The organism is Wolbachia endosymbiont of Cylisticus convexus, from assembly GCF_003344345.1.
The window spans coordinates 1-16,499 of the sequence record NZ_QPIP01000032.1 but is presented as its reverse complement, the minus strand read 5'-3'; the positions used below and the strand labels follow the sequence as shown (position 1 = coordinate 16,499).

General features: G+C 34.2%; 12 protein-coding genes and 4 pseudogenes. 9 read left to right on the top strand and 7 right to left on the bottom strand.

Annotated features, from left to right (window positions below; genetic code table 11):
* The first annotated feature begins 106 nt into the window (after positions 1–106).
* Entirely contained in the window at positions 107–1,054 is a 948-nt protein-coding gene (locus Wcon_RS04550; RefSeq protein ID WP_063630491.1) for an IS110 family RNA-guided transposase, read from the top strand.
* Between the two features lie 239 nt (positions 1,055–1,293).
* Positions 1,294–1,482 (top strand): annotated as a pseudogene (locus tag Wcon_RS13335) (IS5 family transposase); the annotation flags it as partial.
* Positions 1,483–1,577: 95 nt separating this feature from the next.
* Here Wcon_RS13335 and Wcon_RS11945 read toward each other — a convergent pair.
* Together Wcon_RS11945 and mgtE are read right to left on the bottom strand one after the other, a co-directional pair.
* Positions 1,578–1,812 (bottom strand): annotated as a pseudogene (locus Wcon_RS11945) (helix-turn-helix domain-containing protein); the annotation flags it as partial.
* 132 nt (positions 1,813–1,944) lie between these two features.
* Entirely contained in the window at positions 1,945–3,315 is a 1,371-nt protein-coding gene (mgtE, locus tag Wcon_RS04540) for a magnesium transporter (protein ID WP_114517374.1), read from the bottom strand.
* Positions 3,316–3,469: 154 nt separating this feature from the next.
* Between mgtE and prfB the strand changes: the two genes are divergently transcribed.
* Positions 3,470–4,571, top strand: a protein-coding gene (prfB, locus tag Wcon_RS04535; RefSeq protein ID WP_237350039.1) for a peptide chain release factor 2 whose coding sequence is annotated in 2 segments (ribosomal slippage) — positions 3,470–3,535 and positions 3,537–4,571 — 1,101 coding nt in all. Because the reading frame shifts where the segments join, the coding sequence is not laid out codon by codon here.
* Positions 4,572–4,740: 169 nt separating this feature from the next.
* Here prfB and Wcon_RS04530 read toward each other — a convergent pair.
* The gene (locus tag Wcon_RS04530; protein ID WP_114517372.1) at positions 4,741–6,027 is read right to left on the bottom strand and encodes a Na+/H+ antiporter NhaC family protein; all 1,287 of its coding nucleotides are present in this window, start codon (positions 6,025–6,027) and stop codon (positions 4,741–4,743) included.
* Positions 6,028–6,193: 166 nt separating this feature from the next.
* Here Wcon_RS04530 and Wcon_RS11940 point away from each other — a divergent pair, with 166 nt between their 5' ends.
* The 3 genes from Wcon_RS11940 to Wcon_RS04520 all read left to right on the top strand — a co-directional run bounded on the left by Wcon_RS11940 (position 6,194) and on the right by Wcon_RS04520 (position 9,390).
* Positions 6,194–6,358 carry a hypothetical protein gene (locus Wcon_RS11940; protein ID WP_237350038.1) on the top strand — a complete coding sequence of 55 codons (165 nt, stop codon included), beginning with the start codon at positions 6,194–6,196 and terminating at the stop codon, positions 6,356–6,358.
* Positions 6,359–6,408: 50 nt separating this feature from the next.
* Entirely contained in the window at positions 6,409–8,400 is a 1,992-nt protein-coding gene (locus tag Wcon_RS04525) for an ankyrin repeat domain-containing protein (RefSeq protein ID WP_237350037.1), read from the top strand.
* A 69-nt stretch (positions 8,401–8,469) separates the two neighbouring features.
* Entirely contained in the window at positions 8,470–9,390 is a 921-nt protein-coding gene (locus tag Wcon_RS04520) for an RluA family pseudouridine synthase (protein WP_114517371.1), read from the top strand.
* 6 nt (positions 9,391–9,396) lie between these two features.
* On the opposite strand, the gene Wcon_RS04515 is transcribed toward Wcon_RS04520, so the two are convergent.
* Positions 9,397–10,659 (bottom strand): MFS transporter, encoded by a 1,263-nt coding sequence (locus Wcon_RS04515; RefSeq protein ID WP_114517375.1) that lies wholly within the window; start codon positions 10,657–10,659, stop codon positions 9,397–9,399.
* A gap of 34 nt (positions 10,660–10,693) precedes the next feature.
* Positions 10,694–12,496 (bottom strand): aspartate--tRNA ligase, encoded by a 1,803-nt coding sequence (gene aspS, locus Wcon_RS04510; protein ID WP_114517370.1) that lies wholly within the window; start codon positions 12,494–12,496, stop codon positions 10,694–10,696.
* Between the two features lie 284 nt (positions 12,497–12,780).
* Between aspS and Wcon_RS11415 the strand changes: the two genes are divergently transcribed.
* Positions 12,781–13,083 carry a hypothetical protein gene (locus tag Wcon_RS11415; protein WP_179947485.1) on the top strand — a complete coding sequence of 101 codons (303 nt, stop codon included), beginning with the start codon at positions 12,781–12,783 and terminating at the stop codon, positions 13,081–13,083.
* Here Wcon_RS11415 and Wcon_RS04500 read toward each other — a convergent pair.
* A pseudogene (locus Wcon_RS04500) lies at positions 13,034–13,190 on the bottom strand (IS4/Tn5 family transposase DNA-binding protein); the annotation flags it as partial. The gene Wcon_RS11415 and the pseudogene Wcon_RS04500 overlap by 50 nt on opposite strands.
* Positions 13,191–13,518: 328 nt before the next feature.
* Between Wcon_RS04500 and Wcon_RS04495 the strand changes: the two are divergent.
* The gene (locus Wcon_RS04495; protein ID WP_237350036.1) at positions 13,519–14,871 is read left to right on the top strand and encodes an N-acetylmuramoyl-L-alanine amidase; all 1,353 of its coding nucleotides are present in this window, start codon (positions 13,519–13,521) and stop codon (positions 14,869–14,871) included.
* Positions 14,872–15,138: 267 nt separating this feature from the next.
* Positions 15,139–15,819 carry a ribulose-phosphate 3-epimerase gene (gene rpe / locus Wcon_RS04490; RefSeq protein ID WP_114517367.1) on the top strand — a complete coding sequence of 227 codons (681 nt, stop codon included), beginning with the start codon at positions 15,139–15,141 and terminating at the stop codon, positions 15,817–15,819.
* A gap of 6 nt (positions 15,820–15,825) precedes the next feature.
* Here rpe and Wcon_RS04485 read toward each other — a convergent pair.
* A pseudogene (locus Wcon_RS04485) lies at positions 15,826–16,499 on the bottom strand (transposase); the annotation flags it as partial.

Here is a 16,499-nt window from a genome sequence, read left to right as displayed (position 1 = left end):
ATCAAGGTACACTAGCCCTATCTCTCGATACGTTTGAATAGTTGTGTGGGACATACATATGCACCCGTTTACAATCTTAAATTAACTAAAACTAATCGAGGTTATTATGATTACATCTTATCAAAATTTTATTGGCATTGATATCGGAAAATTTAAAAATGTTGCTGCAGTTCACAACCAAAAGAACACTATCAAGTTTGATAATAATGCTGCTGGTTGGCAACAATTGTTTCAAAATTTTTCAAATATTCTACCTAATTCTTTTGTAACTTTGGAAAATACAGGAAAATATGAGCTTGGCTTAGCACACTTTCTGGTTGATAAGAATGTTGCTGTACATCGAGCTAATACTCGCAAAGTAAAAAGCTTTACCTTATCTCATGGAATTTTAGCAAAGTCTGATCAATCAGATGCAAGAGCCCTTGCTCAATATGGATTTGAGCGTTATAGTACTCTATCTCTATTTGTGCCTATGTCAAAAGAACAAACAGCCTTAGCTGCACTTTGTCAACGTCGTGATGACCTTACACAAATAAGAGCTCAAGAGAAATGTAGACTGAAAGCACCTGAAAACGACTATATAAAAGAAAGTTGCCAAAAAACTATTGACTTTTTTAACAGTCAAATAGATGAGCTCAATGATGCCATACAAAAAATTATCGATGAGAATCCAGAGTTAAAAAAGCGCCAAAAAATCATAAGAACAGTACCAGGAATAGGTAAAAAGTTATCACAAGATTTTGTATGCTTGATGCCAGAACTTGGCTACTTAAGCAGGCAAGAAGTTGCTAGTCTTGCTGGAGTTGCCCCGCATCCAAAAGAAAGTGGTAAAGCTATTGGTTATCGCAGAATAAGTGGTGGCAGAAGGAACGTTCGTGAAAAGCTTTTTACATCTGCGATGGCTGCTTCAAGGACTAAATCTGCACTTGGTGCTTTTTATTCTGCTCTCATTGGTAGAGGTAAAAAGAAGATGGTAGTCATAACAGCTCTAATGCGCAAAATTATAGTGATTGCTAATGCAAGGCTTAAAGAAGCAATTAACGCAAATTTTTAAAATCTGCATAAGAAAATAGGTTAATGAATATGCGCGCCACACAAATTTAAAGCACATATTCATTAATCATAAGATCTAAGCAGTGGTAGTTGTTTGATATAAATTTCTTTCTGTAATGAACTAGGGTTTTTATTGCCAAAAATACGTTTTTCAATTGAATAAGAATACAAAACTATAAATAAGAGTTGTAATAAGACTAAATTCAAAAAATTTTAAAAAACATAGTTGATGAGAATTATGAAGATGGTATTAATGAATGGAAGAAAAAAGTTAAGTATGGAGCACGGTCTTATATTGAAGTCTTTTTCTATAGGTTATTTGGGTTTGGCTTGAAAAATAAATCAGAGGTAAATCGTGTGTTAATTAAGTGCTACTTACTGAACAAATTTACTGATATAGGTATGGCTAAATTTAAATTAGCTGCGTAAATTCATTGTGATTTACATGCCTATCAGTGCTATGCAACATAGCCAGCCCGCATCAACCAGTATATTTTGGACTTCAGCTGGATGTTTTATTAGAGAACCCATTTTGCTATTTTATACGCTGTGCTTTCACTTACTCCATAGCTTTATGAAAATATGTTCCATATTCCCACAATACCATAAGCAGCATATTTTCCTCGCTCAGCTTGTTTTTCCTACCTCCTTTAGCCTTTTTTCCTTCCCGTAAAATCTCCACCATTTTATTAAATGTTACCTTTTTTACTCCTTTAACCTGCGAAATTTTTCATCATCCAACTCTTCTACTATTTTCACCTTTTCCCTCACTAAAAATACTTATCTTGCTATGTTTTTTCCTCTTATCCTAGTTTTAAAGAAGTCTATTTCTGAACGTTATGGTAAAGGGGACGGCAAAGCTTGTAAAGCAATTTTTTTATATAGCACGGTTTAGCTATTTAATAAAAAGATTGTGGCTAGACCGAGAAATATAAGAGCTGAGAGAATATCAGTTGTTGCTGATGTTAAAATTGAAGAGGAAATAGCAGGATCGGATCTTAAACGATGGAGCATTATAGGAATGAAAGTGCCGATAAATGTTGCAGTGACCGACATTACAATCATGGAAATCACGAAAATGATCTCCACTTTTAAACTATGGAACCTTATTGCTAATACTACGAGTGAAATTGCAGATAAAATTATCCCATTTATAAGACCTATCATAAATTCTTTTATAAGTATTCTTTTTGCATTTTGCTCAGTTAGATATTTTGTTGCGATTGCACGGATAGTTAGTGTTACCGTTTGGGACCCTGCATTTCCGCTCATTGATGCAATAATTGGCATAATTATTGGTAGTACTATAAAACTTTGTATTACGTTATCGAAAAAGCCAACTACTATAGAACATATTGTTGCAGCTAAGAGGTTAAACAATAACCAAGGTAACCTTTTAATTATAGTTTTATGTATAGGGGCATTTATATCAGATTTAGAAGATACACCGCTTATTTTAAGTACATCCTCTTCTGCTTCTTGTTGAACAATTTTGATTACATCTTCAATGAGGATTACACCTATAATTTTACCATTTTTATTTACTACTGGAGCTGATAATAGAGAGTAATCTTTAAATATTCTTGCTACTTCTTCTTGATCCATTCCAGTTTTAATTATTTTTATATCTTGACTCATTATCTCTTTTATTATTGTTTCTCCTGAGTGAGATATTACCTTATTTAAGTTGAAACTACCTATGGGCTCTAATTTCGAGTTAATGATGAAAATTTGATAAAATGTTTCTGGTATTTTTTTATAGTTGCGCAAGAATTCCATTAGCTGATTTATCGTCCAATAATATGGAGCTATAACCATATTTTTATGTATCAACCTTCCTGCACTTTCTTCTGGGTATGATAACAATTCCTCTACTAATTTTTGAGTTGCATTGGGTAAGTAGTTAAGTATATTTTCTATAGACTTTCTATCCAAGTCTTTCACTATGGCTACTATATCTTCTACATCAAGAAGCATTAGCAACTTTGCTGTGTTTTCTATTCCCAATATTTCTATGATCTCTATTTGTAAATCTGGCACCACATGCACTAGGGCATCACTTAACAAATGTTGATCAAGGATATTAACTAATTTCTCCCTGTGATCACTGATCGAAGTAGATAAAAAATAAGCTAACTGAACGCTATCTATCGTTTTTACAATATTACGAACATTTTCTAATTCTTGATTATCGAGTGACTCTATTAAGTTATCAATAGCCTTTTTGTCTAAACCATAATGAGAACTTGTTTTAATATTCATTACTTTACCTTATTTTTTAATAAATATACACATTTGATTTTGTTGAACATTCAAGTATAATAAAATTATTTTGAATTAACTATTATATGGTTAAATTTCTATTTTGTTTGCTGTTATTGTTAGTGATAATAAATATATTAAAATCTAAAGTATAATGAAAACCCATCCAGAAATCCTTGAATACTTTCAAGGCTTAAATAAAAGTATTTCTCTTATCAGGAGGTGTCTTTGACATAGAAAAATTAAAGTTGCGTCTTGAGGAACTGGATTCTCAAGCGTCGAATGATAATCTATGGCAAGACAATCAAAAGGCACAAGAAATTTTAAAAGAACGTTCTAAAATTAAGCATGACATAGAGTCGTTTTCAAAGCTAGAAAGCGATTACAATGATGCCGTCAGCTTAATGAAGTCTGCTATTGATGAGAATGATGAAGAGTTTTTCTCTGAAGTTGAAAATGAATTAGCTAAACTAGAGAAATTGATCAAACTTAAAGAGAAAGAATCCTTATTTACTGGTGAAGCAGATAATAATAACTGCTTTTTGGAAATCCACTCAGGAGCTGGCGGAACAGAGAGCAATGATTGGGCTGAGATGCTCATGCGCATGTATACAAGATGGGCAGAAATTTATCACAACTTTAAAGTTGAAGTTGTAGAAAAATTAGATGGTGATGCGGTTGGTATAAAATCTACAACAATAAAGATCATCGGAGAAAAAGCTTACGGGTGGGCAAAAAGCGAAAGTGGAGTTCATAGATTGGTAAGAATATCACCATTTGATGCAAATGGTAAACGTCATACCAGTTTTGCAAGTGTAGGAGTAACTCCAGTGATTGAAGATTCAATAGATATCGTTGTGGATGAAAAGGATTTAAAGATCGACACTTACCGTGCTTCTGGAGCAGGTGGTCAGCATGTAAATAAGACTGAAAGTGCGGTACGTATTACGCATATTCCAACAGGTGTTGTAGTTCAATGCCAAAATGGTCGTTCTCAGCATAAAAATAAAGATGAAGCACTTAAACTACTTAAAGGACGTTTGTATCAAATTGAATTGGAAAAAAAAGAACAGAAAATGGCTGAAGAATATGGCAAAAAATGCGATATAGGTTGGGGCAGTCAGATCAGATCGTATGTTATGCATCCGTATCAAATGGTGAAGGATTTAAGGACTGGACATGAAGTGGGTAATATAAACTCTGTTTTCGATGGTAATATAGACTGTTTCATAGTTAGCGTGTTAGAGTTAAAATAAGGTTTGCTGAAAAGTTAAGTTTTATGCTCTGCTAATAAGGGAAAAACAAAACCTATTGAGAAAAATGGAACAATTTTGTCAATAGACTTCTTATCCAAGTAGCTCATGGAAACGGCAAATCGTTTCTTATGGGTACAAAAAATGTAACATGAAGAGAAATCGCTATACATTAAGTTGTAGCCGCGCAACGTCTGCCATTGATGATTATTTCACCTACTGTAACTGCTGCTAAAATAAAGCAGTAATACACCTGCGTTAACAAAGAAATAGGTGAAACAGAAGCGATGCTACCTGCTAGCAGTAATTGAGAACCATAAGGCAAAATGCCTTTTGTAACGCAAGCAAAAATGTCTAACAAGTATGCACTACGGTATGACGGAATATTGTGCTTTTGCGCGAGCCTTTTTGCAATATCGCCACTTAATAAAATAGCAATGGTGTTATTAGCAACTAAAACAGTAAACATAGATGCTATTCCCGCTATTACAAATTCAGCTTTAGTTTTTGTAATATTACTTTCATCAATAAGTTTATGTAACGCCTTTTGACCTTGTTTATACATTATATTGCCTAGCCCGCCAATAAATAGAGCGAATATCACTATCTCGTTTACTTTCGTGAAACCGTCATATATGTTATGAGAGAGTTGAATGATAGTATAGTCAAAAAAAGTCATCCCTAGTACACTAGCAACAATTATATTTACGGTTATTGTTACTAAAGTAGTAACTTCAAATAACCCCATGATTATTAAAGAAATATAAGGAATAATCTTTATTACTGATAAATAATCTAAATTTGATGTAGGAATAATTTTTGTACTATCTGCCATAACTGCTAGATAGACAAGTGTTATAATGCTGGCAACAAATGCTACTTTAGAATTTACTTTAAGTTTATCTTTTATCGTAGCCCCCTGTGAAGAAATAGATGCAATAGTAGTGTCAGATATCATTGAAAGGTTATCACCAAATACGGCACCCCCAACTACAGTTGCAGCTCCGATTTCAAGACCAAAAGCCCCACTTTTTGCTAAGTTAACAGCTATTGGTACCATTAATACAACAACTCCCATAGATGTGCCAATTGCAGTTGATATAAAAGCGGAAGCCAAAAATACTCCAGACAGTAGTAATCTTGCTGGAAGAAAGTTGAGAATTAAATTAGCAACGGTATCTGCACTACCAATTGATTGAGTCACCACAGAAAATGCTCCAGAAAATAGGAAAATTAAACACATAGTAAGGGTATTTTTATCACCCATACCCTCGATGACAGTATCGATGCTACGTTGAATTTTACCTGCATTGCGTGCAATAGCAAAAAATAGCGCCGGTAGTAGGCAAATTATCGGTGAAACTTGGCGAAGCGGATTATCAATTCCGATGAAGGAAAAATAGATACCACTTCCAAGGTATAAGATCAAAAAAATAAACAAAGGAAAAAAAGCTGTCATTTTGCTGCCTTAAAACTTATAATTATAATCAATTAAGTGGTTTCAGGCAAGCTTGGTTTTCTGCAAGTTGATAACAGTCTTTTAGACTCTCAAGTTACGCTATGGAAAAATGTGTTGACCATTGTACCATAATGTATAGCATCAAAATATAGTATGAGGTAAAGCTATGGTAATGACATATGAGCAGTGGCAAATAATATTAGGTGTAATTGATCAAGAGGTAAATTTAAGTAAAGATAATGTAGTTGAAAAAATAAAAAAAGACATTAGAGAGACCAAGGGTACTAGAGACACCAGAAATATCAAGAATGTTAGAAGAGGTATCACATGAACTAAGCAAGAGTACAAGAGACACAAGAGCCACTAAAAAAGAGACTAAAGGTGCTAAATGTACCACAAACACCAAAAGAAGCAAAAAAGATACTAAAGGAGACAGGGATATCAAATGCACAAAAGGTGGTAAAAAAAATACTAAAAAGATCGGGTGTAAAAGAGACATCAGGAGAATCAAAAGCAGTGGTGCTAGAGGATGTGCTAGATGCACGAAAGATCTCAGAAAAGGTACCAGTGATGCTAGACGCACGAAGGACGCTAGAGACACTAGAGGTACTAAAGAGAGCAAGTGGAAATGTGTATAGAGAGTGGGAGAAAGCCAAATTTGATATAAATCATTGGTTTACAGTAAATTGTTTTAATGAACGTTTTCCATACACGTTATTTTATTTAGCTACTGATTTTGAGCTGAAAAATGTATCAATTGCTCTGCTTGAAGTAAAAGAAAGCGATATTAACACAGAAAGTCCATTTTCTAAATGGTCTGCTTTACATTGGGCTACTGAAAAAGGCAATATAAGAGTAGTATTAGAGCTAACAAAAAGAGGGGCAAATGTTAATCAGTTGGATTCATCTGAACGGACTACTTTATATCAGCCAGCTGCAAATGGCGATATAGAAGTAACAGAGATCTTAGTAAAAAATAAAGCAGATGTTAATGCGGAGGATCTAGCGAGATTGACTGCTTTATATGAGGCTGCCAGGAATGGCCATAAAGAAGTAGTAAAGTTCTTAATGAATAGTGGAGCAGATGTTAAGAAGAATGGGGCGCTTAAACTTACTCCTTTACATATTGCTGTCGCAAATGTTGATGAAGCAATGGTGGATTGTATAATAAAAAACGATAAGAATATTGGCAAAAATATTGAGGCAGTGGATGTACTTGGATGGACTCCTTTATATTGGGCTGCTGCAAAGAATAATACAGTAATATTAGAGATCCTATTACAGGCCATATCAAAATATGGTGCAAATGTTAATATAGAGGATAATTTAATTGGGCGATCTCCCTTACATATTGCTGTTACGAATGGTAATATGGAAGCAGTAGAGCTCTTAACAAGGTATGGAGCAAGTATTAACCAGATGGATACATGGGGATACGCTCCTTTTGATTGTGCTATTAGAAGAGGCAATAGAGAAGTAATGGATTTCCTAATAGAACACGGAGCAAATATTGAGAGGAAGGATCCACATAAAATGCTACTCTTTACTAATACATGTAATTATTTAGAAGCAGCAGGTACTATAGTACAACTTGAAATACAGGAGGATATGACGAAATTGATAGGAACTGAGTTTTTACGTCATGCTGCCGGACGTGGTGATATACCAAAGGTACGTGCTCTATTAGAATATGGAGTAAACGTTAATGCAAGTGCAGATTTAAAATTAACTGCTTTACATCATGCTGCCATCAATGGCCATAAGAACGTAATAGAGACGTTAAATATTTATAAAGCAGGGATGAATCCACAGGATACTTTAGGATTAACTCCTTTACATTATGCTACCATGAATTGCCATGAGGAAGCAATAAAGACCTTGATAAGCTGTGGGGCAAGTATTTGGATTCAAAACAAATGTGGTGAAAAAGCGATAGATTGTGCTAAAAGTAGCCATATAAAGAGTATTCTAAAAAGAGCAGAAAAGAAAGAAAAAGCGCAAGCACGAGCTTATGATGTTACAATTGAGTCAGAAGAATCTGACACAGCACTAGATACGATAGAAGGAGAAGTAGCTAACACCCTTGCACGTGTGCAGTTAAAGTCTAATGAAATAGGGCATTTAGCTAACACCCTTGCACGTGTGCAGTTAAAGTCTAATGAAATAGGGCATTTAGCTAACACCCTTACACATACGCAGTTAGAGTCTAGCGCTGAAGCGTGTCCAGCTGAAATGGATGGAGGAATAAAAGAACAAAGAGCACATAGTCCTTGCAGATGGACATATCGCAAAAGAAAGCTCAGTACTGAAATGGATTCAGATTCTAGTACAGAAACAGATGAGTGTAACGATAGGTGGTCATACGGAAGGTAGAGTAACTACTGTTCAGAAATGTAGTTCATTTAACCGATAATTGATATTTTTTGATGTTTATTATAAATAATGGAATGCCACAAAGCTATATTAGTAGAAGACAATAACGTTAGACTCGATAGGTATATCAGAAAAATTTTTTCAGACCTGAAGCAATCTGTAATTGAGAAGTCTTTAAGGAAAGGATTAATCAAAGTTGATAATTGTAAGGCAAAATCCAGCGATAGAGTGAATTCTGGGCAAACTATAACGATAAGATACTTAGATTATATTGAAAACACTAATTCTGATCGTAAATATAATGAAAAGCTAGCAAATCTACTAAGAGAGAACATATTATATGAAGACGAATATATATTAGCTATAAACAAACCCGCAGGAGTAATCGTTCAAGGTGGTATAAAGGTAAAAATTAGCATTAGTGATTTGCTTGACCAAATAAGAGAAGGGGAAGTATTTAAAATTGTCCATAGACTCGATAAAGATACAAGCGGAGTAATCATATTCGCGCGCAATGCTAGTGTTGCCAGATACCTTATGGAAGAATTTAAAGGACGGAGGATAAAAAAAACTTACCTAGCATTAACTTCTGGTATACCGAGCAAGGATAATGGAACAATAGACTATCCATTAGCAAAAAAATATGTTTCAGGGCAAGAAAAAGTGGTTATTGATGAAGACTCACCTCAAAATGCCACTACGCATTTTTCAATTATATCAAGATTAAAACATAATGTTGCTTATTTAAAATTACAACCAATTACCGGTAGAACCCATCAGTTGCGTGCACATTTAGCTCATATAAATTGCCCTATTTTTGGTGATGGTAAATATGGTGGTAAAAAAGCTTTTATTAATGGAGCAGTAAATCAGATTCACCTTCATTCACATTCTTTATCTTTAAAATTACCAAATAATAAAGAAATTACTATCACTGCTCCTGCCCCTAAACACATCGAAAAGTCTATTGAAGTGCTATCTTTCGACTGAACGATTTCACCAATCAACTTTTCTGTCTTTGGCTTTAATTTGAAGTACAGATATTAGGCTAATTAATGCACAGATAGTAAGGTAAATCCCTGCTGCAAGTTTTGTTTCAGTTCTTTCTATAAGCCACATGCATATCGATGGAGAAAGGCCACCAAAAATACCTGCTGATATGTTATGAGCTAAACTGAAGCCGGTACACCTAACTTTCGTTGGAAATAACTCACAGGCGAGAGAATTATATATTCCAAAAGATGCACCTATCGGCACACTTATTAATAGGAAAGTGAGCGTTATAATATAGTGATTATTATGTGATAATAGCGAAAGTGCCGGCAAACTGATGCAAGCTAAAGCTACTAATGTAGGAATTATCACGTTTTTTCTTCCAACTTTATCAGACAGTATTGCAAACAGCACTGCAGACGTTCCGAATGTGATTTCAACCACAATCCTTACTACATTTTTAATATCAATGCCTGAGAAAGTAAGTTCTTTGACAGATATGTTGTAAAACATGATTGCTGAATAAACAATTGCATTTTGGGCAACGCCAAGCCCAATTGCTAGCACAAATGCCTTTTTATAGTCCCTGATTAATTCTAAAAATGGAGAATCAGATAAGCTTTTATTTTGACCATGAATTTTATATGCTAGGCTCTCTTCCATTATGTATCTTATTAAGAAGCCTATTATGCCCATAATAAAGCAGAAATAGAAGAGCAACCTCCAGCCCCAAATTTCATAATTTTCACCTGTAAATTTTTTGCAAATAGCTATCATTACAAAACATGTAATAGAACCAAGAGCACCACTGAAAGCTTTCATGCTACCTAAAAAGCCTAGATTTTTTTTATCGCTTGAATGCTCTATCAAAAAGGCTGAGTTGATACTCGTTTCCCCTCCTGTTGCCATTCCTTGTATTATTCTACAAAGCAGAAGTAATATAGGAGAAAATATTCCTATTTCTCTAAAACTTGGTATAATTGCAATTGCAGTAGACGATATCGAAGCTAGTATTACGGAAGTCAGCAAAATTTTCCTCCTGCCATACTTATCTCCAATGTAACCAAAAATAAATCCACCAAGTGGTCTGAATCCAAAGCCAATTGCAAAACTGCCAAGAAATTTGATTGTGCTTAAATAATCACTTTCTGAAGGAAAAAAAACGTTGCTTATTATATGTGTTAAAACTCCAAATAGAGTTACTTCATACCATATAATCATATTGCATATTATGCTTGATAGTACTGCTTTTTGAATATCATTCATGACTTCCGATTTACCACACTTTACTATAAAATTTTTACTCAATAACCTTTAGAGATAACTCGCATAAATGTTTATTGTCCACTTTAGAAGGAGCACCCATTAGAACATCTTCACCCTGCTGATTCATAGGAAAACAGATTACTTCACGAATGTTTGGCTCATCGGCAAGTAGCATAACCATTCTATCAACCCCTGGTGCTATACCGCCATGAGGTGGCACTCCAAACCTGAATGCACGCACAAGCGCACCAAATTTTGTATCAACTTCTTCTTTACTGTAGCCTGCAATGGCAAAAGCTTTGTACATAATATCCAGTTTGTTATTACGAATTGCCCCACTTGACAGCTCTATTCCATTGCAAACAAGATCATATTGGTAAGCAAGGATGTCCAGTGGATCTTTTTCTTCTAAATCCTTCAAGCCATCACGCGGCATGGAGAATGGGTTATGAAAGAAATCTATTTTTTTGCTTTTATCATCATACACAAAGTATGGAAAATCGATGACCCAGCAGAACTTGAAGATATTGTCATCTATAAGACCTAGTTCTGATCCCAAAAGAGTACGCACTTTCCCTGCAATTATTGCTGCTTCATTTTTCTTATCAGAAGCAAAAAACACACTATCCCCAGGCTCTATATTTGTTATTTCTTTTATAGAATTTAGCCGATTGTCATTGAGGAATTTAGCAATTGGTCCTTTTGCAATGCCGTCCTTATCAAATGTTATATACCCAAGACCTTTAGCGCCAAACTCTTTTTGTGCATGTTCTATTTTTTTATCAAAGAAGCTACGAGGTTCCTCTGCTGTTTTGGGGGCAGGGATGGCTCTGACTACCATACTGCGTTCAATATTGTTTTTGAAAATATTGAACTCTGAATCACGGAAAATTTCTGTAACATCGCTGATTAATAATGGATTACGTAGATCTGGCTTATCAGAGCCATATTTGAGCATTGCGTCTTTGTATGTAACGCGCGGAAAATCTTTATCAACTGATTTGCGAGAGAATTTAGCAAACACTTTATATAAAGTAGATTCAATAACTTGAAATATATCCTCCTGAGTTACGAAAGACATTTCAAGGTCTAGCTGATAAAACTCCCCAGGAGAACGGTCAGCCCTTGCGTCTTCGTCACGGAAACATGGGGCAATTTGAAAATACTTATCAAACCCTGAAACCATGAGTAGCTGTTTAAAAATCTGCGGAGCTTGTGGTAATGCATAGAATTTACCAGGATTCAGCCTACTTGGCACTAAGTAGTCACGTGCTCCTTCAGGAGATGAAGCAGTAAGTATTGGAGTTTGAATTTCTAAAAACCCTTGCTCTATCATGATCTTCCTGAGTTCTGCGATGATCTGTGAGCGCAGAATAATGTTGTTACGGGCTTTTTCACGCCTTAAGTCAAGAAAACGATATTTAAATCTCATGTTTTCTGGGTATTCTTGCTCACCGGCGATACTTGCTAATATACTCCTTTCTTCTTTTGCTATCTCTTCATCACGATAGAACTCAACTTCCGACTCAATGCACAAATTATTAACTATAACTTCAATTTCTCCTGTGGAAATAGAGCTATTTACCGTATCTTCAGTTCTAGCTTTGACTGTTCCTGTGACAGTAATCACACTCTCTGATTTTAAATTTGATATCTCATCAAAAAAGTCTTTATCATTATTGAACACTAGCTGAGTTCTTCCATAGAAGTCTCTTAAATCAACAAAGATTAGGTTACCATGGTCACGTTTGCGATACAGCCACCCAGAGAGGGTAACTTCCTTTTCTACATCACTCTTCCTTAATTCGTTACACGTGTGAGTCTTATAGCAGTTCATTTAATTCAAATTTCTAGAATACAGAAAGATTATAAAATAAATTAACCTTTGGGCAAGCTAATATCTAAAAATCCTTTACAAACGATTCTGATTTGGATATACTTTTTTATGTGTGTTGAAGTATATTTATGACTTCTGAAGCATTACAAAAAATTCTAGCTGAAGAAAGAGAAGAAAGATTCTGTATTAAAGGAACTTTGTAGCACTATTATCAAGGATGATTTAGAAATAGTTCTATTATTAAAGATGTTGTTGCTGAGGTTAATTTCGCAAGTGGTAGAAATTTGTTAAGGTATGCTGTTGATAACAAAATGGCTAAGTATTTAATAGAGCAAGGTGTAAGCTTTACAGCTGCAATCAGAAAGGTGATCCCAGATTTGGAAGCAATAAAATCAATCTGTGAGGTAAATAAATCTATAGTTAAACGTGAGTTACAGAAAGATGTTAGCATATTAGAGTATATAGCTCTTAATAGAAGTGATGTTAATGACATTATAAAGTACCTAGCTGAGCAAGGTGCGAACCTTAATGCAGTGGATAGTTGTGGGTGCTACTTGCTTCAGACCAACTTCCACATGCCTGATTGATTGAACTTTCAGGCATACTTACTAACAATATTTACTAATCAATCAGTTAATCTTTTATCTCCAAGTACTGCATCTCCAAATTCATTTTTAGCCCATTCACTTGCCATTTTTATATCCTCAATATTTGCACACTTTAATATTCTAGTCCTTTATTTTATGTCCATTTATATTTGTGGGTAATAGTAAGAACGCCAAAATGTAATGATAAAAGTACTAATTGTAGCTGTAGCAAGTCTTGATTGGCTGAAAAAAAGTAAACATTTTATGCGTATTATGTTAATTTAGTTATATTGCGGGCAATTTGTAGGATGCTAGAGCTGCATGAGACTTATAGTAAAAAAATGTTTGTCAGTTTTATTTCTGTTGCTGCTTGTATCGCCTCTTATATATGGACAGCAATCTTGCTTAATTGATATCGAGAACGATTTTCAAGATTTGAAAACATCATTAAAAAATCCAATATTTTTAGATCCTGTGTCAAATTCAAATTATGATGATAGGGAAGGCAAAAAAGTGTTGATGGTGGTGGTGCATCATACCGAATCACCAACATTAAAAAGCACAAAATGCGCATTAAATTCTGCAGGGATATCAGTACAACTTATTGTCGATAGGGATGGCAGCATTACTCTGATGGTCCCACTGGAAAAAAGAGCGTGGCATGCTGGTATAAGTTATGCAAAAGTTCAAATAGATAATGTGGTTAAAGAGCTACAAAAGCTGAATGATTATTCTATAGGTATAGAGATTGTAAACACAGGGCTTGAGCCTTTTCCAGAAGAGCAAATGAAATCTGTCAAAGATCTGATTTTATACCTCATGAAACGCTTTAAAATTAGAAAAGATATGATATTTAGTCACGCTGAAATAGGTACTATAGTATATAACTCAGCCATTGAAAGCTACGCAATGCGTAAGCCCGATCCACATAAGTTGTTTGATTGGGAATTATTAGAGAAAAATGGCATCGGACTGCATATAGGTGATAGAATCAGTCCTCAAGATGCAAGACAAAAAGTAAATGAGGTTTTGTATAAGGTAGGTGATAAGAGTGAAAATATTTTGAAATTAAAAAAAAGGTTGAACAATTTTTTTTATAAAATACTGCCTTGGAACGACAAAGAAGGTAACACTGACAATAGCGCTGATTACTCAAATGAGTTTGATGAGAATTTTGCGTGGGTTATCAATCAGTTTTCAATGCACCACTTGCCGAAAGAAATTAGAAAAGACTTGCCTCTAAAATTAGAACAGGAAGATATTTTGCCTAAATTTTTAAGTGAATATGGCAATTGTATTTTCAACAAATTCACATCTTTTAGTAATAAAATTGAATCAAGTTTACAACCACCATTTTTGAATGAAGAGGATTACAAGCGTTTATTATCTTCTTTTGCAGAATATAAAAATAATATTTCTTCTAGTGCATTTGCTACGCTCATGTACAAGATTAAGCTATATTACGACTCTTATCTAAGGTATAATATAAGATCTTCGCTTTATATGCCATTTAAGCTTAATATATTTACAAAGTTGGATATTTTAAAGAATGAAATATTGTCTTTTAAGTCTATAAGCTCTGAAAAGGCTATAGAAGTTTCGAGTTTAATTAATGAGTTTAGGTCAAAAATTTTATCTGATTTCCAAAATTTTGAGAAGCAATGGTTTCAAGAATTTAAGGACACTTGGAAACAAAAATTTATACCAGATATGGAAAAGCAAATGTCTTGGACTGCGCTGCATAAAACTGTGTTGGAATATTTAGAAGGAGCGAAGAAAAGAGTCTAATGATTATTGCAATAGCCACAGATACTTGAGCGTTTATCAGTTGAGCAGAAGAAAACATCAGATAAATTACAAGCACTGCGTTTTTTTTTACTTATGCTAACAATTTTTTGTGGTGAAAACTATTTATGGTTCAACCTAAACAAGATAATTCAAATATTACAACTACACGTAAGATATAAAAAAATTTCTCAATAGGACTCATGTAGTATTGGGATGACAGAGTTTAAAAAATAAGTTACTTTTTTTATTTTTGGTAAAAAGTAGTCCATGGGTATTAAAATTGCACCTTCTATACTTTCAGCAGATTTTGCAAAATTAGGGGAGGAAGTAAAAAGAATTAGCGACTTGGATGTAGATTATATACACATAGACGTTATGGATGGAAATTTCGTTCCAAATATTACAATAGGTCCGAATGTTATCTCTGCAATACGCAAATATAGCAATCTTCCTTTTGATGTACACTTAATGATTAAATCTCCTGGTGACCATATTGAAAGCTTTATAGAAGCTGGTGCTGATATTATCACTATACATGCAGAAGCAGAGATACACCTTGAGAGGCTAGTAAGAAGGATAAAATCATACAAAAACATAAATAATACGAAAAAAACAATACAAGTTGGAGTTTCAATTGTCCCTTCAACTTCTCCAAGTATGCTTGAATATATAATACATGAGCTAGATATTGTGCTAATCATGACAGTCAACCCTGGATTTGGAGGACAGGAGTTTATTCATTCGCAGCTGCGCAAGATACCTATTATAAAGAAAATGACACAGGAGCGTAGTCTTAAAACACAAGTCTCAGTAGATGGTGGAATTAACTTTTCTAACGCAGCTGATGCAATAAAAGCAGGTGCAGATATATTAGTTGCTGGATCAGCAATATTTAGAGCTAAAGATATGAAAAAAGCTGTAAACGATCTTAAAAATCTGTTGTTATAACCCCTCCTAATAAACTCCTTCAATTAACTGATCCTTTCTAACCAGGACATAACCAAATTCAAGGACTTTTCTACTTAGATTCTTCATAACCCTGTCTTGATAAAGTTTCTCATAATAATCAATTCCTTTTTCTACATATTCTTTTCCATATTTTAGCATATTGTAAAAAATACATGCCAATTTTCTTGCTGTAGCAGTAATTGCTTTCGGTATCTCTAGTCGCTTCTTTAAAACCTCCTGCAGTATGCACCAAGTGCAGTCTTGATACACAGCAAGGCATTCGCAGCACGATTTATAACCTTACGTGTTCTTGTTCCAATAATTTTCCCTCCTGTAATTTTATTAGTAGGACTCAACCCAAGCCATGAAGAAAAATGCTTTTCTGTCTGCCATTTATTGCGATTTATACCTGTTTCTGAAATGATAGTCTGTACACTTAATACATCAAGTCTTGGAACTTTAGTAAAACCCATTCCCGTTATTCGATATAAATCTTCGTCTACGGCAAAATCTGGACTATTCTTCTGCTTCCGCTTTTTTATTTTATTCAATGTTCCGTTCTCATTCAACTTTGTTTCAAATATTTTATAGTAATTTTCTATACTTTTATCACATTCGGTTTGAAAAAAAGTATATGCTGCATATTCTTGTTTCAATACAAACAAGTGTTCTTCTCTATA